Genomic DNA, 19,774 nt, shown 5'->3' with positions numbered 1-19,774 from the left:
GTTGTAATTCCACCGGTGGCCCTCCCCTCCCCCAGACGCGAAGAACCCCTCCCGGCCGTCCCGTGAGGGACTGGCTGGGAGGGGTCCGACGACGCGGATCCGCGGATTCTAGCCCTGGCGAGCCTTGAAACGCGGGTCCTTCTTGTTGATCACGAAGACCTTGCCGTGGCGGCGGACAACCTGGGCGCCCGGCTTGTTCTTCAGCGACCGAAGGGACTTACGGACCTTCATCGGGCGCTCCTTTCTCGTCGTGCGCCCCGGGCTGCTCACACAGAACCTCGGCGCGGTGTTGATCGTGATTGATCGGATTTGATCAGGCTTCCCGGACCGAAGAGACCTGACCGGGGAAGCGACGTGCGAGCCCGGAAAGCCGGGTCGCGACACAGCACGACAGTTTAGCCGGAGACAGGGCCTCAGCCAAACCGGTCGGAAAACCAGCGAAGGAAGGGCTCACCCCACCGCTGTACCGCCGGCGTCTCAGAACACGAACTGCTGCAGGATCAGCGCGGTGAAACCGAGGTACCAGACGACCACCACAGCGGCCGGCATCCCGACAGCGGCCACACCGGAGGACTGCACCCCGCCGCGGTCCAGGCTGCGCGACCGCGCGACACGCACCACGGTGGACACGAACAGCGGAAGCACGACCGCCCACACGACCATGCAGTAGGGACACAGCGCCTCGATCTCGTAGACGGCCTGGTAGGCCAGCCAGTGGACGAAGCCCACCGCGAAGACCAGGCCGGCCAGGAAGCCGTACCAGAACCAGGCGCGGAACCTCGCCCCGGCGAACAGCGCCACCCCGATGGTCAGCACGACGGCGAAACCCACCAGGCCGATGAACGGGTTGGGGAAGCCGAAGGCGGCGGCTTGACTGGAGTTCATGACATCCGTACACGACACGACGTCGTTGAGGGTGCAGGCGGGAGTGAACCCCACGTCCTGCAGGAGCATGATCTTGTCGTGGAGGATCAGGCCGGACATGAAGATCCCGACGACGCCGAACAGGACGAGGCCCGCGGCATACAGCCTCGACGCACCCCACATGCCTGGGGTGCGTGCCTCGGGACGCGTCTCTACTGCTGTACTCACTGGGTCTCCCATCGGATGTGACGTGGGCACGGCGACTGCCGCGGCCCCACCTGCAACACCTGTAATTCTCGCACATCCCGGACGCAGAACCGCAACATCTGTAACCGACCTCTCACCACGTGTCACCTGCGGGTTTGCACGGTTCGCGGGCCCTGGGGTACGTTATATCTCGTCCGCAGCGAGGAAGACATCTTCTTCACTACAGCGTACGGGGCTATGGCGCAGCTGGTAGCGCACCACACTGGCAGTGTGGGGGTCAGGGGTTCGAGTCCCCTTAGCTCCACCAACGAGGTCCGGCCCCGCTCTCCACACGGAGAGCGGGGCCGGACCTTTTTCCGTATGCCCACCGGGGCGCGTACGCCCCTTACCCCACCTCTGTGGCAGCCAGGACAGCAGAACGCCCCCCACCATCGCCGTGGAGAGAATGCCGGCGATATGTGGGGGCGTGGCGGACGACGGCCCAGCAGACGACGCCGGGTCAGGTCCTGCCGGGCCTACTCGGCGTCGGACGACTCCGTCTCGGTGGCGGCGCCGGACTCCTTCGGGGCGTCGGCGTCGGCCTCGTCGCGGCCGATCACGTCCGGCACCCAGTCCTTCAGCTTCGACGGGTCCTCCGGGTCGCGCTGGACGGTGAGGTACTCACCGTCGATGTACAGTGCCGGCGTCCCCGCCTGGTCACCCATCAGCTCACGCAGGCGGTCACCGTTGGCCTGGAGGCTCGGCTTGTACTTCTCCATCACCGACTCGTCACGGATCGACTCGACGACGTCCGACTCCACCCCGAGTTGTTCGGCGGCGTCCGCGAGCTCGTCGAAGCGCCAGTCGCGGGCGACCTCCGCCTGGTCAGTGAAGGCCTTGTCGTGGAAGGCCCAGAACGCACCGGCGTCGCCGGTGTCGGCGATCGCCATCGCGACCGCACCCGTCCGGGACGACGACTCGTTGCCGTTGCTGTCCAGGAAATTGACGCTGTGCAGATTGGCGTTCAACTGACCCGCTTCGACGGCAGCCTGGATAGAGTCCCCGTCGACCTCCGAGAGGTCGGCACAGTGGGTGCAGCTGTAGTCCTCGTAAACGTCCGCCGTCGGAACGTCTCCGCCACCACCGTCGGTCGAACGGAGCTGGATGACACCGTCCTCCACCGCGACCGAGAAGGACACGTCAGCTGCGCTGAGCTCGATATCGGAACTCTTCCGGCCGTTGAAGACCATGAATCCGATGAACACCACACAGATGACGACGAGCGCCACGATCCCCCAGAGGAAGCTCCGGTTCTTGTCGTTCGGCGCCTTGATCTTCTGACTCACAAACCTCAACCTTTCACGGTGTTCTCTCTCCTCGTCCCGGCATTCACGCAGGACGTAACCGCGTCCACCCTAGTCGTCGGCGGCGGCGGAGAGCCACACGGCGATGCCCCCGGTAGCGCCATTCCCAGCAAACTGACATCCCCGGCTCCCCGACTCACAGTGGGTGCACAGCTGCAGGCCCGGCACCCCCGTACGGAAGTACCTCGGGGGTTCCTAACACGACGGAAACGTACGCGGGATATCTTTCTCTCATGGAAACCACCGAACAGTTGACCGCCTCGGGCTTCGAAGACGGGTTGAGCGCCACCGCCTCCTTCGTCTGGGGACCCTGGCTCCTCATCCCCCTCCTCTTCGCCACCGGTTTCGTGCTCACCATCCGGCTGCGCGGCGTCCAGTTCCGAAAACTCTTCCCCGCACTACGCCTCGGGCTCATCGACCGCTCGGACGAGGGCGGGAAGGGCGACATCTCCCAGTACCAGGCGCTGACCACCGCGCTCGCCGCCACGGTCGGCGTCGGCAATATCGTCGGAGTCGCGACCGCCATCTCCATCGGCGGGCCCGGCGCCCTGTTCTGGATGTGGATCACCGGCCTCCTCGGCATGGCGTCGAAGTACTCCGAGGCGTTCCTCGGCGTCCGGTTCCGTGTCACCGACGGTAAAGGCAATATGTCCGGCGGCCCCCAGCGCTACCTGGAGCGAGGCATCAAAGGTCCGGTGGGCAAGTTCCTCGCCTGGTTCTTCGCCATCGCCGCGGTGGTCGCCTCCTTCGGCATCGGCAACATGACCCAGGCGAACGCCGTCTCCGAGAACCTGGAGAAGTCCTTCAACGTCGACCCGACCGTGACCGGGATCGTGATGTTCATCCTCATCGGCGCCGTCCTGCTGGGCGGGATCAAGGCCATCGGCCAGGTGACCGCGGCGTTCGTCCCCCTGATGATCGCCATCTACATCATCGGCGGACTCGCCGTCCTCGCCATCAACGCCGAGGGCATCCCCGAGGCCATCACCCTGATCTTCACCGATGCATTCACCGGCACCTCCGCCGTCGGTGGTTTCGTCGGCTCCGGCATCATGCTGGCCCTGCAGCTGGGTGCGGCCCGCGGCATCTTCTCCAACGAGTCCGGCATGGGCTCGGCCGCAATCGCCGCCGCCGCCGCGAAGACCACCCACCCTGTCCGTCAGGGCCTGGTCTCGATGACCCAGACCTTCATCGACACCATCATCGTCGTGACGTTCACCGGACTGGTCATCATCTCCAGCGGGGTCTGGAGCGAAGGCGAGGACCGTGCAGGCACCATGACCGCCGACGCCTTCACCGCGGCACTGCCCGGCGACTGGGGTGGCCACATCGTGACGATCGCCATCGTGTTCTTCGCGTTCTCCACGGTCCTGGGCTGGTCGTACTACGGAGAGCGCTGTGCACAGCGCATCTTCGGCGACTACGCCACGGTCCCGTACCGCATGCTGTTCACGTGCGTGGTCGTCGTCGGCGCCACGATGGAGCTCAACGTGGCCTGGACCTTCTCCGACCTGGCGAACGGCCTGATGGCACTGCCCAACCTGGTCGGTCTGCTGCTGCTCTCCGGGCTCATCGCCCGCGAGACCAAGGCGTACCTGGACTTCGACCCGAAGCTCACCGCGTCGGCGACCGAGGTGGAGAAGTTCCTCATCGATCAGAAGTCGCCCTGGCGCTGACCTCTGTCAGCACCAGGGCGACCACCCCGGTCAGGCCCGGTCAGGCACAGCTGACCTCGGCCTCGAGGTCGGCGACCCCACCTGCGTTCGGGTCGTCGTCATCGATCTGGACCTGCCCGTTGACGCGGTAGGTGTCACCGTCGACCTCCACGGTGGCCTCGCGCTCCTGGGCGTCCGTGGACTCCCACTCCACGCGGTCGAGGTCCACGCTCAGCCCCTCGACCCGCGGCTCACCGCGGAGATCGAGGTCGATGTCGACGCCGTCGCCGCGGGTGTCACCGCGCAGCTCGATCTCCAGCTCGCCGTCGTCATCCTGCCGGCACTGCACGTTCGGGAACTGTGCGGCACTGTCGTTCCCGTTGAAGACCAGGGTCGACACGCTGCCGCTGCCGCTGCCCTGGGCCGGGGCGGCGCCGGTGGTCTGGGCGGGGTCGTTCTGCGACGTCATCTGGTCAGCGTCCTGGCCCGCGGTCACGGTTTCGGTCACGGTCTCCGGCGCGGCGGTGTCGTCGGAAGCGTCGTTGCTGTCGTCACTGCAGGCGGCGAGCGCGCCGACGACGGCGATGCCCATGGCGACGGCGACGGCACGGCGCCGGGTCTGTGCGATATTCACGACAGGTCCTTTCTCCGGTGAATGCTTTCCCCACGATCGTAGCGGGAACTCCCCTCCCCTGTCGGCACACGCGCTGACCGCAGCAGCCCCATCCTGGAGAGCACCTGCGGCACCACGCGGCCGAGAAGCGCCACGACCAGGGAAATCACGGCCCCGCCGAGAGCCAGGCCGGCGAGGACGTCGTGCACGTAGTGGACCCCGGCCGCGACACGGCTGAACGCCGCGGCGACGGCGAGCGGGACCGTGAACCACCCCAACCGGGGCACAGCGAAGGCACAGGTCACGGCGAACGCCGCCGCGAGCGTGGAATGGTTCGACGGCCACGACCAGCTCCCCGCCTCGGGACACGTCAGCACAGTGAGAACATCACCGGCCGCGCACGGCCGCGGCTCCCGGACGATGCTCTTCGTCACCTCGCTGACCAGGTAGGCGGTGATCACCCCCACCCCACCGGTCACCAGCCGCCCCAGCACCTCGTGGTCACGGAGGAGCGACCACACCGCGACGACGGCGGCCGTCGCGACGAGGACGAGGAGCCCCACCTCGGTGAACACCTCGACCGCACCGTCCAACGGTGACCGCGCGGTCCACTCCGCGACCGCCCGGAACATTCCGTCCCGCGCCGGATAGGTCACGAGGCCAGCCAGCGCCAGGAGCAGGACGACCGGCCCGGCGACCCGCGGGCACGCAATAGATCTCGCCATGGCGGAGAACGCTACCAAGCGCCGCCCTCCGATCCCAGACGGCAGCATTCGGCAGCATTCGGCAGCGTTCAGCGGCGTCACCCATGAAGTTTCGGTTGACAACCCATCGGGCCACATTTACACTTACCGAACGATCGGTCAGTAGCGGACCGAGACAGCAACCGGAGGGAACCATGACCGCCACCACCACACCGGACCAGGGGTTCACGGAGCTCATCGAGAATGACGCCCGCATCGAATCCACGGACTGGATGCCCGAGCAGTACCGCAAGACCCTGACCCGTCAGATCTCCCAGCACGCGCACTCGGAGATCATCGGGATGCAGCCCGAGGCGAACTGGATCTCCCGTGCCCCCAGCCTCCGGCGCAAGGCGATCCTGATGGCCAAGGTCCAGGACGAGGCCGGCCACGGGCTCTACCTCTACTCCGCCGCCGAGAGCCTGGGGACCGACCGCGACACCCTGGTCGCCCAGCTGCTGGACGGCACCGCGAAGTACTCGTCGATCTTCAACTACCCGGCACGCACCTGGGCCGACATCGGCGCGATCGGCTGGCTGGTCGACGGGGCCGCCATCGTCAACCAGGTGCCGCTGTGCCGCTGCTCCTACGGACCGTACGGACGGGCGATGGTGCGGGTGTGCAAGGAGGAGTCCTTCCACCAGCGCCAGGGGTGGGAGATCCTCCACTCGCTGGCCAACGGCACCCCGGCCCAGAAGCAGATGGCGCAGGAGGCGATCAACCGGTTCTACGGCCCCGCCCTGCAGATGTTCGGCCCGCCCGACGCCGACTCCCCCAACTCCGAGCAGTCGATGGCCTGGAAGATCAAGCGGTTCTCCAACGACGAACTCCGTCAGCGTTTCGTCGACACCATCGTCCCGCAGGCCGAGGCGCTCGGGCTCAGCTTCGACGACCCCGACCTCGTGTGGAACGAGGAGCGTGGCCACTACGACTACGGCGAGCTGGACTGGGACGAGTTCATGTCCGTCATCAAGGGCCACGGGCCGTGCAACACCCAGCGCATCGAGCACCGGCGTCGGGCGCACGACGACGGGGCGTGGGTCCGGGAGGCCGCCGCGGCGTACGCCGAGCGTCCCCGCTCCGTCGACACCGCCCTGGTCAGCGCCTGACGATCAGCCCCCAGACCAGCCCCCGAGCACACACCACAGAGAAGAGGAAACACCATGTCCACCAACTGGCCGCAGTGGGAAGTATTCGTCCGGTCGACCCGCGGGCTCTCCCACGTCCACGCGGGTTCCCTGCACGCACCGGACGAGACGATGGCGCTGCGTAACGCCCGTGACCTGTTCACCCGGCGCAACGAGGGCACCTCGGTGTGGGTCGTCCCGTCCGCGGCGATCACCGCGTCCGACCCGGACTCCAAGGGCGGGTACTTCCAGTCGTCGTCGGGAAAGAACTACCGGCACGCCACCTACTACACCGCCTCCGAAGGGGTGAAGCACCTGTGAGCATCGTGAGCACCGATTCCGCCACCCACATGTCCGTCGGCGACGCGATCACCGCCGAGCAGGTCACCGAGATGATCGCGGGCACCGGCCAGACCGCCGCCCCGGAGATCGCCGACTACACCCTCCAGCTCGCCGACGACTCCCTGATCCTCTCCCAGCGGCTGGGGTGGTGGATCTCGCGCGCCCCGGAGATGGAGGAGGACGTCGCGCTGGGGAACATCGCCCTCGACATCCTCGGCCACGCCCGTTTCCTCTACACCTACGCGGGCAGTGCCTGGGGGAAGACCGAGGACGACCTGGCCTACTTCCGTGAGGAGGAGGACTTCCGCTCCAGCCGGCTCGTCGAGCAGCCCAACGGCGACTTCGGGCACACGATCGCCCGGCAGCTGATCTTCAGCCTGTACGCCGGTGAGCTCTACACCCGGCTGTCGTCGTCCACCGACGCGATGCTCGCCGCGATCGCGGACAAGGCCGTCAAGGAGGTCAGCTACCACATCGACCACGCCGTCCAGTGGATGCTGCGCCTCGGCCTAGGCACCGGGGAGTCCCACCGTCGGGTACAGGCGGGCCTGGAGTCCATGTGGCCGTACAAGGACGAACTGTTCGTCGACACCGCGGCCGTCGACCGCGCGGAGGCGGCCTCGCCGGGCGCCGTCGTCCGGCCGTCGGAGCTCAGGGAGGCCGTGGACGCCCACCTGTCGACGGTGATCGAGAAGGCGGGGCTCTCGGTGCCCACGGTCCCGGCGGCCGCCGACCTGGGGTACGCCCGCACGGGACGGTTCAGTGAGCACCGTGGCTATCTCGTCACCGAGATGCAGTCGCTGGCCCGGCAGCACCCGGGGGCGACATGGTGACCGCGGACCCCGTCACCCGGACGGTGTGGGACGCCGCCGCGACGGTCACGGACCCGGAGATCCCCGTGCTCACCATCGCCGACCTGGGGATCCTGAGGAAGGTGACGGTCGAGGGGGACTCGGTGACGGTGACGGTCACACCGACCTACTCCGGCTGCCCCGCCATGTCCACGATCACCGCCGACATCACCGACGCCGTCGCGCGCACCGGTTACGACCCCTCCCGGATCCACGTCGAGACGGTGCTCAGCCCCGCGTGGACCACGGACTGGATGACCGAGGACGGCAAACGCAAGCTCCGGGAGTACGGCATCGCGCCGCCGACGCACCGGTCGGTCCCGGCCGGGCCGGTGACCCTCCAGCTCGGGCTCGGCCGTCCGGACGTCCCCTGCCCCAGGTGCGGGTCCCACGCCACCCGGGAGCTCACCCGCTTCGCCTCCACCTCCTGCAAGGCGCTGTACGTGTGCGGCGACTGCCACGAACCCTTCGACTACTTCAAGGTGCACTGATGACGACTACGAACCCCCGCACCCGTGCCCGGTTCAACCCGCTGACTGTCTCCGAGGTCCGGCCGTTGACGGAGAACGCCGTGGAGGTCTGCTTCGCGGTGCCGGACGACCTGGTCGCCGACTACAACTACGTCCCGGGCCAGTACGTGGCGCTCCGTGCGACCATCGACGGCACCGAGGTGCGCCGGTCCTACTCGATCTGCGCGGCACCGGTGCCCGGCGAGATCCGGGTGGCGATCAAGAAGACCCTCGGCGGTGTCTTCTCCACCTGGGCGAACGATACCCTGGCCCCCGGCGACGTCATCGAGGTGATGAACCCGCAGGGCGCCTTCACCCAGAAGGTGCGGACCACCGCGATGAACGACGCCGCCGGGCTGGTCTCCGAGCAGCTGGACCACAACCCGCGGGCGCGGCTCGTCGCGTTCGCCGCCGGCTCGGGGATCACCCCTGTCATGGCGATCGCCACGGCGACGCTGGCCGGGTCGCCGGACGCCACCTTCGAGCTGATCTACGCCAACCGGTCCACCGTGGACGTGATGTTCGCCGAGGAGATCGGTGACCTGAAGGACCGGTACCCCGACCGGTTCACCGTCCACCACATCCTGTCGCGCGAGAACCGGACCAGCCCGCTGCACACCGGGCGGGTCGACGACGAGAAGCTGTCGGTGATGCTGGACCGGATGCTGCGTGCCGGCGACGTGGAGGAGTGGTTCCTCTGCGGGCCGTTCGACATGGTGCAGCGGGCGCGCGACGAGCTGAAGGACCGCGGTGTGCCCGAGGAGCTCGTCCGGTTCGAACTGTTCACCACCGGGAAGCCGTCGAACCCGGACGGACAGCACGGACGCGTCGTGGAGGTCAAGGACAACGAACCCACCTACGAGATCGGGTTCACCCTGGACGGCTCGTCCTCCACGGTGGCCTCCCCCCGGTCCGCCCGCGAAACCGTCCTCAACGCCGCCCTACGTAAACGCCCGGACGTCCCGTTCGCCTGCGCCGGCGGGGTCTGCGGCACCTGCCGGGCGAAACTGGTGTCGGGAACCTGCGACATGGACGAGAACTTCGCGCTGGAGCCGGACGAGGTCGACGCCGGCTACATCCTCACCTGCCAGTCCCGTCCGACCAGCGACGAGGTGACGGTGAACTTCGATGCCTGACACACACGACCCACACGACACCACCGGACCCTCTGGACCCTCCGCCACCGTCTCCCTGTCTGTGGACGGTGCCGTCGCCGAGATCGTCCTCGACGCCCCGGAGAAACTCAACGCACTCACCGCCGCCGACCTCGACACGCTGCGTTCACTGCTGGACGAGGCCACCGCGCGGGCGCACCGCGGCGAGATCCGTGCCCTCCTCCTGCGGGGCGAGGGCCGCGGGTTCTGCGCGGGCCGCGACGTGACCGGTACCGACCCCGACAACGACGACGCCGCCGGGTACCTGGCCACCCTCGAACCGACGCTTCACGCCCTGTCGGACTTCCCCGCACCGACCTTCGCCGCGGTCCAGGGTGCCTGCCTCGGGGTGGGACTGGGGCTGGCCATCGCCTGCGACGTGGTCCACCTGTCGGAGACCGCGAAGATCGGCTCCCCGTTCGCCGCACTCGGGGCGACGCTGGATTCCGGGGGCCACGCCTACCTCCTCTCCCGCCTCGGACGGCACCGCACCCTCGACCTGATCTACAGCGGCGACCTCATCAGCGGGGAGCAGGCGGTCCGGGAGGGGCTGTTCTCCCGGGCCGTGCCGAAGGACGAACTCCTGGAGTTCACCCGTTCAGCGGCGCGGACGGCAGCGGCCGGGCCCACGGTGGCCTTCCGGGAATCCGCGCGGCTGCTGGCGGCCATCGACGCCGGTTCCCTCAGTGCCCGCGACGCCCTCGTCCTCGAGAACGCCGCCCAGGTGCGGCTGTCCCGCACCCCCGACTACGCCGAAGGTTTCCGTGCCTTCCAGGAGAAACGGACCCCTGTCTTCACCGGAAAGGCCCACCGATGACCCACCTTGACCCCCGCTCCGCCTACATCGTCGAGGCACGCCGCACCCCCGTCGGACGCTACGGCGGCGCCCTGGCGTCGGTGCGTCCCGACGACCTCGCCGCCGCCGTCGTCTCCGACGTCCTGGACCGCTCCGGCGCCGACCCGTCCGCCGTGGACGAGGTGGTCCTCGGCAACGCCAACGGTGCCGGCGAGGAGAACCGCAACGTCGCACGCATGGCGTGGCTGCTCGCCGGCGGGCCCGAGAGCGTGCCCGGCATGACGGTGAACCGTCTCTGCGCCTCCGGCATGAGCGCCGTCGCCGACGCCTGGCACAAGATCGCCGCCGGTGTCGCCGACATCGTCGTCGCCGGCGGGGTGGAGTCGATGACCCGCGCCCCGTGGGTCCAGGAGAAACCCGCCAGGGCCTGGGCATCGCCGGGGCCGGCCTTCGACACCTCCATCGGCTGGCGGTTCACCAACCCGCGGCACCTCGAGGTCGACAAGCGGACCCTGTCGATGCCGGAGACCGCCGAAGAGGTCGCCGAGGTCAGGAACGTCTCCCGCGCCGACGCGGACGCCTTCGCGCTGCGCTCGCACACCCGCGCGCTCGCCGCCGTCGAGGCCGGCCACTTCACCGCCGAGACCACCCCGGTCACCGTGCACGGGCGCAAGGGTGCCGTGACCGTGGTCGACACCGACGAAGGCCCCCGGGCCGACACCTCCCTGGACCGGCTGGCGGCACTGCGGCCGGTGGTGCGTCCCGACGGTGTCGTCACCGCGGGGAACTCGTCGTCCCTGAACGACGGCGCCTCCGCCCTGCTCATCGCCTCCGGTGAGGCCTGCCGGCGCCACGGTCTCACCCCGCGCGCCCGTATCGTCACCGACGCCACCGTCGGCCTGGCCCCCGAGATCATGGGCATGGGCCCGGTCCCGGCGACACGCAAGGCCCTCGACCGGGCAGGCTGGGACATCCACGGTCTCGACGCGGTGGAGCTCAACGAGGCGTTCGCCAGCCAGTCCCTGGCGTGCATGCGCGAGCTGGGCCTGGACAGGCACGACGACATCGTCAACGCCTCCGGTGGCGCCATCGCCCTCGGCCACCCGCTGGGCTCGTCGGGGTCCCGGCTGGTCGTCACGCTGCTGAACCGGCTGGAACGGGAGGACGGGCACCGCGGCCTGGCCACGATGTGCGTCGGCGTCGGCCAGGGGACGGCCCTGCTCATCGAGCGGGTGGACGCATGACCTACTCCACGCTCACCTTCACCGACGAGACCCACGGCGACGCGACCTACGCCCTGGTCCGGCTGAACCGGCCCGGGGTACGCAACGCCATCGACCAGGAGATGGTCGACGACCTCCACGCCGTGTGCGCCGACCTCGAGGAACGGCCCCGCACACTGGTCGTCACCGGCTGCCGGGTCGACGGCAGGGACGGGCCGAAGGGGATCTTCGCCTCCGGCGCCGACATCACCCAGCTGCGGGAACGCCGGCGCGACGACGCCCTGCGGGGCATCAACTCGCGGATCTTCGACCGTGTCGCGGCCCTGCCGATGCCGGTGATCGCCGCGATCGACGGTGCCGCGCTGGGCGGGGGCGCGGAGCTCGCCCTCGCCGCCGACTTCCGTCTCGGCACCCCCGGCACCCGCTTCGGCCAACCGGAGACCGGACTCGGCATCATCGCCGCCGCCGGTGGACTGTGGCGGCTCAAGGAGGTCACCGGCGAACAGCTGGCCAAGGAGATCCTCCTGGCCGGACGGATCCTGTCCGGCGAGGAATGCCGGGACAACGGGATCCTGCTCTCCCTGCACTCCCCCGACGACCTCCTGGACGCCGCGGCTGCACTCGCCGGGCGCATCACCGCACAGGACCCGCTCGCCGTGCGTGTCTCCAAACGGGTCTTCGCCATGCCCCGCGACGCCCACCCGCACGTCGACGACCTCGCCCAGGCGATCCTGTTCGAGTCCCAGGGGAAGTTCGACCGCATGCAGGCCTTCATCGACAGAAAGAGGAAGTAACGTGACCGAACCCGACCACCACACCACCCTGCCCGACGCCGTGGGCGTCATCGGCGGCGGACGGATGGGCGCCGGCATCGCCCACGCATTCCTCGTCGCCGGCTGCACCGTGACCGTGCTGGAGGCCACCCCGGACGCCGTCGCCGCCGCCCGCGGGCGGATCGCCGACCAGGTCCAGGCGTCGGCCGACCGTGGCAAACTCCCCGGTTCACCGGAGGAGACGACCGGCCGCCTCACCGTCACCGAGACCACCGGGGACCTCGCCGGATGCGGCCTGGTCGTCGAGGCGGTCCCGGAGGACATGGCGGTCAAGACCGAGGCGCTCACCCGTGCCGCCGCCGTCGTCGGGGACTCCACCTGGATCGCGACGAACACGTCGTCGTTGTCCGTCGACGACCTCGCCGCCGCGGTCGGGGACGTCACCGGGCAGCCGGAACGGGTGTGCGGACTGCACTTCTTCAACCCGGTGCCGGCCTCGAAGCTGATCGAGGTCGTGCTCGCCGACGCGACCTCCGCGGAGCTCGCAGCACTGGCCCCGGCGTGGGTCACCGCCCTGGGGAAGACACCGGTGGTGGTGAAGAACCGTCCCGGTTTCGCGTCGTCCCGCCTCGGGGTGGCGATCGCGTTGGAGGCGATGCGGATGGTCGAGGAGGGGGTCGCCTCCGCCGAGGACATCGACAACGCCATGACCCTGGGGTACAGGCACCCGGTCGGCCCGCTGGCCCTGACCGACATCGTCGGGCTCGACGTCCGCCTCGGCATCGCCGAGTACCTGGAGTCCACCCTCGGCGAGCGGTTCGCGCCTCCCCGGATCCTGCGGGACAAGGTCGCTGCCGGGGAGCTGGGGCGTAAGACCGGGAAAGGTTTCTACGAGTACCCGGCCTGAACAGGCCGGAGCTGGCCTGAGCTTCCGGCTCAGTCCACCGTGCGGTCCCGCCCGGCGAGGACGCCCGAGACGAGTAGCAGCGACTCCGTGACCAGCAGCACGACCATCGCCGGGGTCCAGGACCCGGTGGCGTCGTGCAACGCGCCGACGGCGACCGGGCCGGCGGCCGCCAGAAGGTACCCGACGGACTGCGCCATCCCCGACAGCGACGCCGCACTGTGGTGGTCGGCGGCACGCAGCCCGAACAGGGACAGTGCCAGCACGATCCCGGCACCTCCGCCGACCCCCGCCACGACCGCCCAGAGGGCCGTCCACCCCGGTGCCAGGAAGATTCCGAGCGTCGCGACCATCAGCATCACCGAGACGTTGGCGGCGAGGAGACGCTGGTCCGGGAGCCGGGTGATGACCGCCGAGCAGATGATGCTCCCGAGGATCCCGAAGGCGTTGAGCAGGAACTGGTGGGTCCCCGCTGCCGTCCCGCTGACCCCGGCGTCGGTCTCGATCGTGGCCAGCCAGGTGACGAGGATGTAGAAGTTCGTCGACTGCAGACCCATGAACGCGGTGACCTGCCAGGCCAGCGCATTTCTCCACAGGGGACGACGGTTCCGTGCACCGTCGGGCCGCTCCTCCGGTGCCGGCGCACCAGCACCCCCACGTGTCTGGCCACGCAACTGCGGGAGGAGGACACCGAGGGCGATGAGTGCCAGGCCCGCCCACATGCCCAGTGCCAGCCGCCAGTCGAGACCGGTGGCGCCGGCGACCGGGACCGAGATCCCGGCGGCGACGGCGGCGAACCCGGACTGCACCGCCGAGTAGGCACCGGTGACCTGGCCGATCTTCCACGGGAAGTCGCGTTTGACCCACGCCGGCAGCACCACGTTGAGCACGGCGATGGACACGCCCACCAGGACGGTACCGACCCACAGCAGCGCCTGGGGCGGTACCGACCGCAGCACCAGCCCCACGGCGAGCACCACCAGTCCGACCGCGGTGAGCCCCTCGATCCCGACGCGACGCGCCAGTCGCGGCACCAGCGGCGAGACCAGGGCGAACGTGAGCAGCGGAAGACTGACCAGGAAGGACGCCGCGGATGCCGTGATACCGAGATCGTCCTCGATGCCGGCGAGGACCGGGCCGACACTGGTGATCGCGGCACGCAGGTTGCCGGCCACGAGCAGGATGCCCGCGACGACGACGGCGACGTGCACCGGTCGGGACGTCGCGGCGGCGTGGACGGTGCGGGCTGCCTGAGTCGCCGGAGTCGCCGGAGTCGCCGGAGTCGCCGGACTCATTCGACCTCCTCCCCACGGAGCTGTGCCGCGTAACGCCGGACGAGGGCGACCGTCCGGTCCGCGGCCTCCGCCGCGCCCTGCGGGTCGTGGGCGGCGACCGCGGCCACGACGGCGCGGTGGCCGTCGTCGATCTCCACCAGCCGGCTGTCGCGGTCGGCGACGTCGACGGCCGGGTCGACGAAGTCGAGGAGCGCCTGCTCGTTCCCCCGGATACCGCGGTAGAGCTCGGCGAGCAGGCTGTTCCCCGAGGCCTCCATGAGCAGCCGGTGGAACTCGATGTCCGCACGGGCGTACTCGCTGAGCGACGTCGCCTCCTGGCGCGGGGCGAGGGCCGCCTGCAGCTGCGCCACCTGCTCGCCCGTCGCCCTGTCGGCGGCGAGCCTGGCGCCTTCCCGCTCGAGGATGGCGCGGACCTCGGCGACGTCCTCCGGCGTCTCCGGGCTGTGCTCGCCGACGTGCCGGGCGAGGGTCGGGGCGACGTCACTGGTGGAGACGACGAAGGTCCCGTAGCCGGCGCGGGCCCCGAGCAGTCCGGAGTGGACCAGGGCGCGCAGTGCCTCGCGGACGCAGTTGCGGCTCACCCCCATGTCCTCGGCGAGGGCGTTCTCCGAGGGGAGCAGTGAACCGACCGGGAACTCGCCCTCCGAGATGCGGGTCCGGAGCTGCCCGGCGACGCGCTCGGACAGTGTCTGCCGTGATTCGATTCTGACCATGTAAGGGGAGCCTACCGTCATCATGTCAAATGTCCAACATTTGACATGATGACGGGAAGACGCCCCGGGTCACCCCGCGTCCACGACGAGGTTCGTGATCCGCGCCGTACACAGACGCCGGCCGTCGTCGTCGGTGACGACCACCTCGTGGGAGCAGACCCGGCGTCCGAGCCGGATCGCGACCGCCGTCGCGGTGACCGTCCCCGACCGGGCGGACGCGTGGTGCGTTGCGTTGACGTCCACCCCGACCACCGCCCTACCCTCACGCGAGGCGTGCTTCAGCGCCGCCCACGACCCGACCGCCTCGGCCAGTGCCACCATGGCACCGCCGTGCAGCAGTCCGAGCGACTGCCGGTTCCCCGCCACCGGCATCGTCGCCACGACCTCCTCCGGACTCTCCCGGAGGATACGCACCCCCATCTTCTCGTCGAGCTCACCGAGCCTGATCCGCCACATCCCGTCGTCCATCCGTTCTCCTCCCGATCTCCTCCGTCGCGCCAACTGTGTGTTGGCTCACTTCTTTCCTGTGCGATACCATACCCATACCGACCGATCGTTCGGTAACCATGTACCGCAGAAAGGACACCCGTGACCGCTTCCGCACCTGCACAGGCCGACGTCACCACCCTGCCCAGCTACATCGCCGACCGGTGGATCACCCCCGACCCGTCCGCACCCGGCGCGCGGGTCACACCCGTCACCGACGCCTCGACCGGGGCGACGACCGCACAGGCCGTCGCCGACGGCTCCGTGGACATCGCCGCCGCCGTCGACCACGCCCGGACCGTCGGACAACGCCACCTGGGCGAACTCACCACCCACGAGCGGGCGCTGATCCTCAAGAACCTCGCGCTCCACCTCAACGACCGACGGGACAGCCTCTACCGGCTGTCCTTCGCCACCGGGACGACCAGCCGCGACAACCTCATCGACATCGACGGCGGCATCGGCACGCTCTTCGCCTTCTCGTCGAAGGGGCGGCGGGAACTCCCCAACACCAACGTCATCCCCGACGGCCCCGTCGAGGTCCTGAGCAGGGACGGCAGCTTCGTCGCCCGTCACATCCACACCGCGATCCCGGGCGTGGCTGCACAGGTCAACGCCTTCAACTTCCCGGTCTGGGGGATGCTCGAGAAGTTCGCCCCCGCCTTCGTCGCCGGTGTCCCGTCGATCGTCAAACCCGCCACCCAGACCGCACCTGTCGCGGTGGAGTGCGTCCGACTCATGACCGAGTCCGGCCTCCTGCCCGACGGGTCGCTCCAGCTCATCACCGGCGGCGGCCGGGACCTGGTCGACCACCTCGACGAGCGCGACCACCTCGCCTTCACCGGCTCCGCCGACACCGCCCGGCTCCTCCGCGGCTCCGAGGCGGTCCAGAGCCAGGGCCTGCGCTTCTCCGCCGAGGCCGACTCCCTCAACGCCGCGATCCTCGCCCCCGACGCCACCCCGGGCACCCCGGAGTTCGACGCCTACATCCGGATCCTGTTCACCGAGATGACGGCGAAGGCCGGCCAGAAATGCACCGCCGTCCGCCGCGCCGTCGTGCCGTCGGCACTCGTCGACGACGTCGTCGACGCCCTCGCCGCGAAGCTCGACGAGAAGGTCGTCCTCGGCGACCCCCGCGACGACGCCACGACGATGGGCCCGCTGGTCTCCACCGACCAGCAGGCCGACGTCGCCGGCGCCGTCCGGTCCCTCGTCGACGCCGGCGCCACCGTCCGCTACGGCGGCGGGGTCCCCGAGGGGACGCGCGGCGGCGCCTTCTTCTCCCCCACGATCCTGTCCGTGGACGACCCGCGGACACCCGCCGTCCACGACACCGAGGCCTTCGGCCCCGTGGTCACCGTCCTCGGCTACGACGACAAGGGCACCGGGGACGTGACCGAGGCGGTCGAACTGACGAACCTCGGCCGCGGCTCCCTGGTGGCCTCCCTCGTCACCGACGACATGGACACCGCGGCCACCGTGTCCCGCGGCATCGCCGCCCTGCACGGGCGCCTCCACCTGGTGAACCGCCAGGACGCGAAGAGCTCCACCGGCCACGGCTCCCCCCTGCCCGTCCTGGTCCACGGCGGCCCCGGACGCGCCGGCGGCGGCGAGGAACTCGGCGGCGTCCGCGGCATCACCCACTTCATGCAGCGCACCGCCGTCCAGGGCTCCCCCGACCACCTCACCGCCGTCACCGGGGAATGGGTACGCGGCGCCGCCACGAACACCGTCACCCGGCAGGACATCGACGCCGGCACCGGCGTGCACCCCTTCCGGAAGTCTCTGACGGAGCTGCGCATCGGCGACCAGCTGGTCTCCGAACCGCGCACGGTCACCCTGGACGACATCCGGTACTTCGCCGACACCACCGGCGACACCTTCTACGCCCACACCGACGAGGCCGCCGCCACCGCGAACCCCTTCTTCCCCCGCCGCGTCGCCCACGGTTACCTGCTGGTCAGCTGGGCCGCAGGACTGTTCGTCGAACCCGCCCCCGGACCCGTCCTCGCCAACTACGGACTCGAGAACCTGCGGTTCATCACCCCCGTCAGCTACGACGACACCATCCGGGTCACGCTGACGGCGAAGCGCATCACCCCACGCGTCACCGACGACTACGGGGAGGTCTGCTGGGACGCCCTGATCACCAACCAGGACGGCGAGACCGTGGCCACCTACGACGTGCTCACCCTCGTGGAGAAGGAAGACACCACCTACGCGACCTGGGGGCAGTGATGACGACACCCGAGACGATCCTCGCCCCCGGCGTCGCCGACGACCCCGCCTTCGACTGGGTGCGGACCATGTTCCGCGACGACCGGGCCTCCCAGCTGCTCGGCGTCACCATCACCGCACTGGAGGACGGGGTGTGCGAAGGCGAGTTCGTTCTGCGCCCCGAGATGTGCAACGGGCACGGCAACGCCCACGGCGGCTTCCTCTACGCCTTCGCCGACTCCCTCTTCGCCGGCGCCTGCAACTCCGGCGGCCGACCCGCCGTCGCCGCGTTCAACACCATGCACTACATCGCACCGGGCAAGGAGGGCCAACGCATCCACGGCCGCGCCGTGCAGTCCGACACCTGGGGACGCAACGGCATCACCGACGTCGAACTCACCTGCGACGGCCGGGTCATCGCGCAGTTCCGCGGCACCTCACGCGTCGTCGCCACGGGGTAGCCCCCGGCTGTACCTGTCTGTACCTGTCTGTACCTGTCATAGCTGTTCACACCTGCTCTCCACCGAATCCCCCTGGAGTCCCCCGTGACTACACTCACCCCGGGCGCAACGCCCGCGCCCGAACCCACCGACACCGGACGTCCCGCCGACGGCCCCACCGACCTCCGCTCACCCGAGCGCCGTCGCGAGGAACGCCGGGTCCTCGCCGGCACGATGGTCGGCACCACCATCGAGTGGTACGACTTCTTCATCTACGCCCAGGCCGCGGCCTTCGTCTTCGCACCCCTGTTCTTCGAACCCGTCGGGTCCCAGAGCACCCTCGCCCAGATCTTCTCCTGGGCGTCACTGGGCATCAGTTTCCTGTTCCGCCCCCTCGGCGCCGTGATCGCCGGCCACCTGGGCGACCGCTACGGGCGCAAACTCCTGCTCGTCCTCACCCTCGTCGGGATGGGACTCGCCACCGCCCTGATCGGCCTCCTCCCCACCTACGCCTCCATCGGTGTCGGCGCGCCGATCCTGCTCGTGCTGCTCCGCATCCTCCAGGGACTGTCCGCCGGCGGCGAATGGGGCGGCGCCGCCCTGATGGCCGTCGAACACGCGCCACGGGAGAAGCGTGGCTGGTTCGGCGCCTACCCGCAGATCGGCGTGCCGCTCGGCCTCATCCTCGCGACCACCTTCATGATGGTGCTGACCAGCTCCATGTCCGACGAGGCCTTCCTCTCCTGGGGATGGCGCATCCCGTTCCTCTCCTCGATCATCCTGATCCTCACCGGGTACGTGATCCGCCGGGCCGTCGACGAGTCCCCCGTGTTCGTGGAGATGCAGGCCCGCAAGAAGGAGGCGTCCGCGCCCCTGAGCTCACTGTTCCGGTACCACTGGCGCGGTGTCGTCCTGGCCGCCCTGATCTTCGCCGGCACCAACGCAGTGGGCTACATGATCATCGCCTTCTTCTCGTCCTACGGGACCGCCGAACTGGGGATGACGAAGACCGCCACACTGGTCGTCGCCCTGTGCGGCGGCGCCGTGTGGCTGGTCTTCACCTTCCTCGGCGGCTGGATGTCCGACCGGATCGGACGGCGCGTGACCTTCATGGTCGGCTACGCGCTGCTGATCGCCTGGCTGATTCCGATGTGGTCGCTGATCGACACCGGCGACACCGGCATGTTCATCCTCGCCGTGGTGATCCTGGGTATGGCGCTGGGACCGTGCTACGCACCCCAGCCGGCCCTGTACGCCGAGATGTTCCCCGCCGGCGTCCGCTACTCCGGCACCTCCATCGGCTACGCGATCGGCTCGGTCATCGGCGGGGCGTTCGCACCGTTGATCGCCCAGCTGCTGCTCGACTCGACCGGCCGGTCGTGGACGATCGGCCTGTACCTGGCGGTCGTGTGCGTCATCTCCTTCGTGGCAGCCTGGGCCGTCCCGAAGTCCGTCGAGAAGGGCGACCTGCGGGTGTGACCGCCCACCGGTCCACACCGGGCCACACCGGCCCCAGACA

The 19,774-nt window shown here is 69.5% G+C and carries 21 protein-coding genes and 1 tRNA gene; 14 read left to right on the top strand and 8 right to left on the bottom strand.

Features of this window, described 5'->3' with window-relative positions; genetic code table 11:
• Window positions 1-108: 108 nt before the first annotated feature.
• Window positions 109-231 carry a type B 50S ribosomal protein L36 gene (ykgO, locus tag MUN33_RS01585; protein WP_012732041.1) on the bottom strand — a complete coding sequence of 41 codons (123 nt, stop codon included), beginning with the start codon at window positions 229-231 and terminating at the stop codon, window positions 109-111.
• A gap of 246 nt (window positions 232-477) precedes the next feature.
• Window positions 478-1,092: a vitamin K epoxide reductase family protein gene (locus tag MUN33_RS01580; RefSeq protein ID WP_244803157.1), complete on the bottom strand. Its 615-nt coding sequence runs from the start codon at window positions 1,090-1,092 to the stop codon at window positions 478-480.
• Window positions 1,093-1,302: 210 nt separating this feature from the next.
• On the opposite strand from MUN33_RS01580, the gene MUN33_RS01575 reads away from it, so the two are divergent.
• A tRNA-Ala gene (locus tag MUN33_RS01575) sits at window positions 1,303-1,378 on the top strand.
• Between the two features lie 208 nt (window positions 1,379-1,586).
• Here MUN33_RS01575 and MUN33_RS01570 read toward each other — a convergent pair.
• Window positions 1,587-2,396, bottom strand: a complete 810-nt coding sequence (locus MUN33_RS01570) for a DsbA family protein (protein ID WP_244803156.1) — start codon at window positions 2,394-2,396, stop codon at window positions 1,587-1,589.
• A 251-nt stretch (window positions 2,397-2,647) separates the two neighbouring features.
• Between MUN33_RS01570 and MUN33_RS01565 the strand changes: the two genes are divergently transcribed.
• Window positions 2,648-4,090, top strand: a complete 1,443-nt coding sequence (locus MUN33_RS01565) for an alanine/glycine:cation symporter family protein (RefSeq protein WP_244803155.1) — start codon at window positions 2,648-2,650, stop codon at window positions 4,088-4,090.
• A gap of 40 nt (window positions 4,091-4,130) precedes the next feature.
• Here the strand turns inward: MUN33_RS01565 and MUN33_RS01560 are convergent, their stop codons facing one another.
• Both MUN33_RS01560 and MUN33_RS01555 read right to left on the bottom strand, forming a co-directional pair.
• Window positions 4,131-4,703, bottom strand: a complete 573-nt coding sequence (locus tag MUN33_RS01560) for a lipoprotein LpqH (protein WP_244803154.1) — start codon at window positions 4,701-4,703, stop codon at window positions 4,131-4,133.
• Window positions 4,700-5,407: a phosphatase PAP2 family protein gene (locus MUN33_RS01555; RefSeq protein WP_244803153.1), complete on the bottom strand. Its 708-nt coding sequence runs from the start codon at window positions 5,405-5,407 to the stop codon at window positions 4,700-4,702. Before MUN33_RS01555 ends, MUN33_RS01560 begins: the two co-directional genes overlap by 4 nt.
• 173 nt (window positions 5,408-5,580) lie before the next feature.
• Between MUN33_RS01555 and paaA the strand changes: the two genes are divergently transcribed.
• From paaA to MUN33_RS01510, 9 genes are all read left to right on the top strand, one after another.
• Window positions 5,581-6,534 (top strand): 1,2-phenylacetyl-CoA epoxidase subunit PaaA, encoded by a 954-nt coding sequence (gene paaA / locus MUN33_RS01550; RefSeq protein ID WP_244803152.1) that lies wholly within the window; start codon window positions 5,581-5,583, stop codon window positions 6,532-6,534.
• 54 nt (window positions 6,535-6,588) lie between these two features.
• Complete coding sequence (gene paaB / locus MUN33_RS01545; RefSeq protein WP_038549899.1) at window positions 6,589-6,873, top strand: 1,2-phenylacetyl-CoA epoxidase subunit PaaB; 285 nt, start codon at window positions 6,589-6,591, stop codon at window positions 6,871-6,873.
• Window positions 6,870-7,727, top strand: a complete 858-nt coding sequence (gene paaC, locus MUN33_RS01540) for a 1,2-phenylacetyl-CoA epoxidase subunit PaaC (RefSeq protein ID WP_244803151.1) — start codon at window positions 6,870-6,872, stop codon at window positions 7,725-7,727. The genes paaB and paaC overlap by 4 nt, the downstream gene beginning before the upstream one ends.
• Window positions 7,721-8,236, top strand: coding sequence for a 1,2-phenylacetyl-CoA epoxidase subunit PaaD (gene paaD, locus MUN33_RS01535; RefSeq protein ID WP_244803150.1), 516 nt, complete (start codon window positions 7,721-7,723; stop codon window positions 8,234-8,236). Before paaC ends, paaD begins: the two co-directional genes overlap by 7 nt.
• Window positions 8,236-9,390: a 1,2-phenylacetyl-CoA epoxidase subunit PaaE gene (gene paaE, locus MUN33_RS01530; RefSeq protein ID WP_244803149.1), complete on the top strand. Its 1,155-nt coding sequence runs from the start codon at window positions 8,236-8,238 to the stop codon at window positions 9,388-9,390. The genes paaD and paaE overlap by 1 nt, the downstream gene beginning before the upstream one ends.
• Window positions 9,383-10,225 carry an enoyl-CoA hydratase/isomerase family protein gene (locus MUN33_RS01525; RefSeq protein WP_244803148.1) on the top strand — a complete coding sequence of 281 codons (843 nt, stop codon included), beginning with the start codon at window positions 9,383-9,385 and terminating at the stop codon, window positions 10,223-10,225. Before paaE ends, MUN33_RS01525 begins: the two co-directional genes overlap by 8 nt.
• Complete coding sequence (locus MUN33_RS01520; protein WP_244803147.1) at window positions 10,222-11,448, top strand: thiolase family protein; 1,227 nt, start codon at window positions 10,222-10,224, stop codon at window positions 11,446-11,448. Before MUN33_RS01525 ends, MUN33_RS01520 begins: the two co-directional genes overlap by 4 nt.
• Window positions 11,445-12,221 (top strand): enoyl-CoA hydratase/isomerase family protein, encoded by a 777-nt coding sequence (locus MUN33_RS01515; RefSeq protein WP_244803146.1) that lies wholly within the window; start codon window positions 11,445-11,447, stop codon window positions 12,219-12,221. The genes MUN33_RS01520 and MUN33_RS01515 overlap by 4 nt, the downstream gene beginning before the upstream one ends.
• A 64-nt stretch (window positions 12,222-12,285) precedes the next feature.
• The gene (locus MUN33_RS01510) at window positions 12,286-13,107 is read left to right on the top strand and encodes a 3-hydroxyacyl-CoA dehydrogenase family protein (RefSeq protein ID WP_244803167.1); all 822 of its coding nucleotides are present in this window, start codon (window positions 12,286-12,288) and stop codon (window positions 13,105-13,107) included.
• A 29-nt stretch (window positions 13,108-13,136) separates the two neighbouring features.
• Here MUN33_RS01510 and MUN33_RS01505 read toward each other — a convergent pair whose 3' ends face one another.
• The 3 genes from MUN33_RS01505 to MUN33_RS01495 form a co-directional block, all read right to left on the bottom strand.
• Window positions 13,137-14,399 carry a CynX/NimT family MFS transporter gene (locus tag MUN33_RS01505; protein WP_244803145.1) on the bottom strand — a complete coding sequence of 421 codons (1,263 nt, stop codon included), beginning with the start codon at window positions 14,397-14,399 and terminating at the stop codon, window positions 13,137-13,139.
• The gene (locus MUN33_RS01500; RefSeq protein ID WP_244803144.1) at window positions 14,396-15,112 is read right to left on the bottom strand and encodes a FadR/GntR family transcriptional regulator; all 717 of its coding nucleotides are present in this window, start codon (window positions 15,110-15,112) and stop codon (window positions 14,396-14,398) included. Before MUN33_RS01500 ends, MUN33_RS01505 begins: the two co-directional genes overlap by 4 nt.
• Before the next feature lie 69 nt (window positions 15,113-15,181).
• Entirely contained in the window at window positions 15,182-15,580 is a 399-nt protein-coding gene (locus MUN33_RS01495; protein ID WP_244803143.1) for a PaaI family thioesterase, read from the bottom strand.
• Between the two features lie 120 nt (window positions 15,581-15,700).
• On the opposite strand from MUN33_RS01495, the gene paaZ reads away from it, so the two are divergent.
• The 3 genes from paaZ to MUN33_RS01480 all read left to right on the top strand — a co-directional run bounded on the left by paaZ (window position 15,701) and on the right by MUN33_RS01480 (window position 19,734).
• Window positions 15,701-17,836 carry a phenylacetic acid degradation bifunctional protein PaaZ gene (paaZ, locus tag MUN33_RS01490; RefSeq protein WP_244803142.1) on the top strand — a complete coding sequence of 712 codons (2,136 nt, stop codon included), beginning with the start codon at window positions 15,701-15,703 and terminating at the stop codon, window positions 17,834-17,836.
• The gene (gene paaI, locus MUN33_RS01485) at window positions 17,836-18,276 is read left to right on the top strand and encodes a hydroxyphenylacetyl-CoA thioesterase PaaI (protein ID WP_244803141.1); all 441 of its coding nucleotides are present in this window, start codon (window positions 17,836-17,838) and stop codon (window positions 18,274-18,276) included. Before paaZ ends, paaI begins: the two co-directional genes overlap by 1 nt.
• Window positions 18,277-18,489: 213 nt before the next feature.
• Window positions 18,490-19,734 carry an MFS transporter gene (locus MUN33_RS01480; RefSeq protein ID WP_244803166.1) on the top strand — a complete coding sequence of 415 codons (1,245 nt, stop codon included), beginning with the start codon at window positions 18,490-18,492 and terminating at the stop codon, window positions 19,732-19,734.
• Window positions 19,735-19,774 lie beyond the last annotated feature (40 nt).

Source organism: Corynebacterium kalidii (genome assembly GCF_022869005.1).
In the GTDB taxonomy this organism is placed as follows: domain Bacteria; phylum Actinomycetota; class Actinomycetes; order Mycobacteriales; family Mycobacteriaceae; genus Corynebacterium; species Corynebacterium kalidii.
This window is presented reverse-complemented; position numbering and strand designations above follow the sequence as displayed.

What these genes read in the sequence shown, in the direction of transcription:
- ykgO (WP_012732041.1), bottom strand. Translation starts at nt 231, where the DNA reads ATGAAGGTCCGTAAGTCCCTTCGGTCGCTGAAGAACAAGCCGGGCGCC.
- MUN33_RS01565 (WP_244803155.1), top strand. Translation starts at nt 2,648, where the DNA reads ATGGAAACCACCGAACAGTTGACCGCCTCGGGCTTCGAAGACGGGTTG.
- MUN33_RS01555 (WP_244803153.1), bottom strand. Translation starts at nt 5,407, where the DNA reads ATGGCGAGATCTATTGCGTGCCCGCGGGTCGCCGGGCCGGTCGTCCTG.
- paaA (WP_244803152.1), top strand. Translation starts at nt 5,581, where the DNA reads ATGACCGCCACCACCACACCGGACCAGGGGTTCACGGAGCTCATCGAG.
- paaB (WP_038549899.1), top strand. Translation starts at nt 6,589, where the DNA reads ATGTCCACCAACTGGCCGCAGTGGGAAGTATTCGTCCGGTCGACCCGC.
- paaD (WP_244803150.1), top strand. Translation starts at nt 7,721, where the DNA reads ATGGTGACCGCGGACCCCGTCACCCGGACGGTGTGGGACGCCGCCGCG.
- paaE (WP_244803149.1), top strand. Translation starts at nt 8,236, where the DNA reads ATGACGACTACGAACCCCCGCACCCGTGCCCGGTTCAACCCGCTGACT.
- MUN33_RS01525 (WP_244803148.1), top strand. Translation starts at nt 9,383, where the DNA reads ATGCCTGACACACACGACCCACACGACACCACCGGACCCTCTGGACCC.
- MUN33_RS01520 (WP_244803147.1), top strand. Translation starts at nt 10,222, where the DNA reads ATGACCCACCTTGACCCCCGCTCCGCCTACATCGTCGAGGCACGCCGC.
- MUN33_RS01515 (WP_244803146.1), top strand. Translation starts at nt 11,445, where the DNA reads ATGACCTACTCCACGCTCACCTTCACCGACGAGACCCACGGCGACGCG.
- MUN33_RS01510 (WP_244803167.1), top strand. Translation starts at nt 12,286, where the DNA reads ATGGGCGCCGGCATCGCCCACGCATTCCTCGTCGCCGGCTGCACCGTG.
- MUN33_RS01505 (WP_244803145.1), bottom strand. Translation starts at nt 14,399, where the DNA reads ATGAGTCCGGCGACTCCGGCGACTCCGGCGACTCCGGCGACTCAGGCA.
- MUN33_RS01500 (WP_244803144.1), bottom strand. Translation starts at nt 15,112, where the DNA reads ATGGTCAGAATCGAATCACGGCAGACACTGTCCGAGCGCGTCGCCGGG.
- MUN33_RS01495 (WP_244803143.1), bottom strand. Translation starts at nt 15,580, where the DNA reads ATGGACGACGGGATGTGGCGGATCAGGCTCGGTGAGCTCGACGAGAAG.
- paaI (WP_244803141.1), top strand. Translation starts at nt 17,836, where the DNA reads ATGACGACACCCGAGACGATCCTCGCCCCCGGCGTCGCCGACGACCCC.
- MUN33_RS01480 (WP_244803166.1), top strand. Translation starts at nt 18,490, where the DNA reads ATGGTCGGCACCACCATCGAGTGGTACGACTTCTTCATCTACGCCCAG.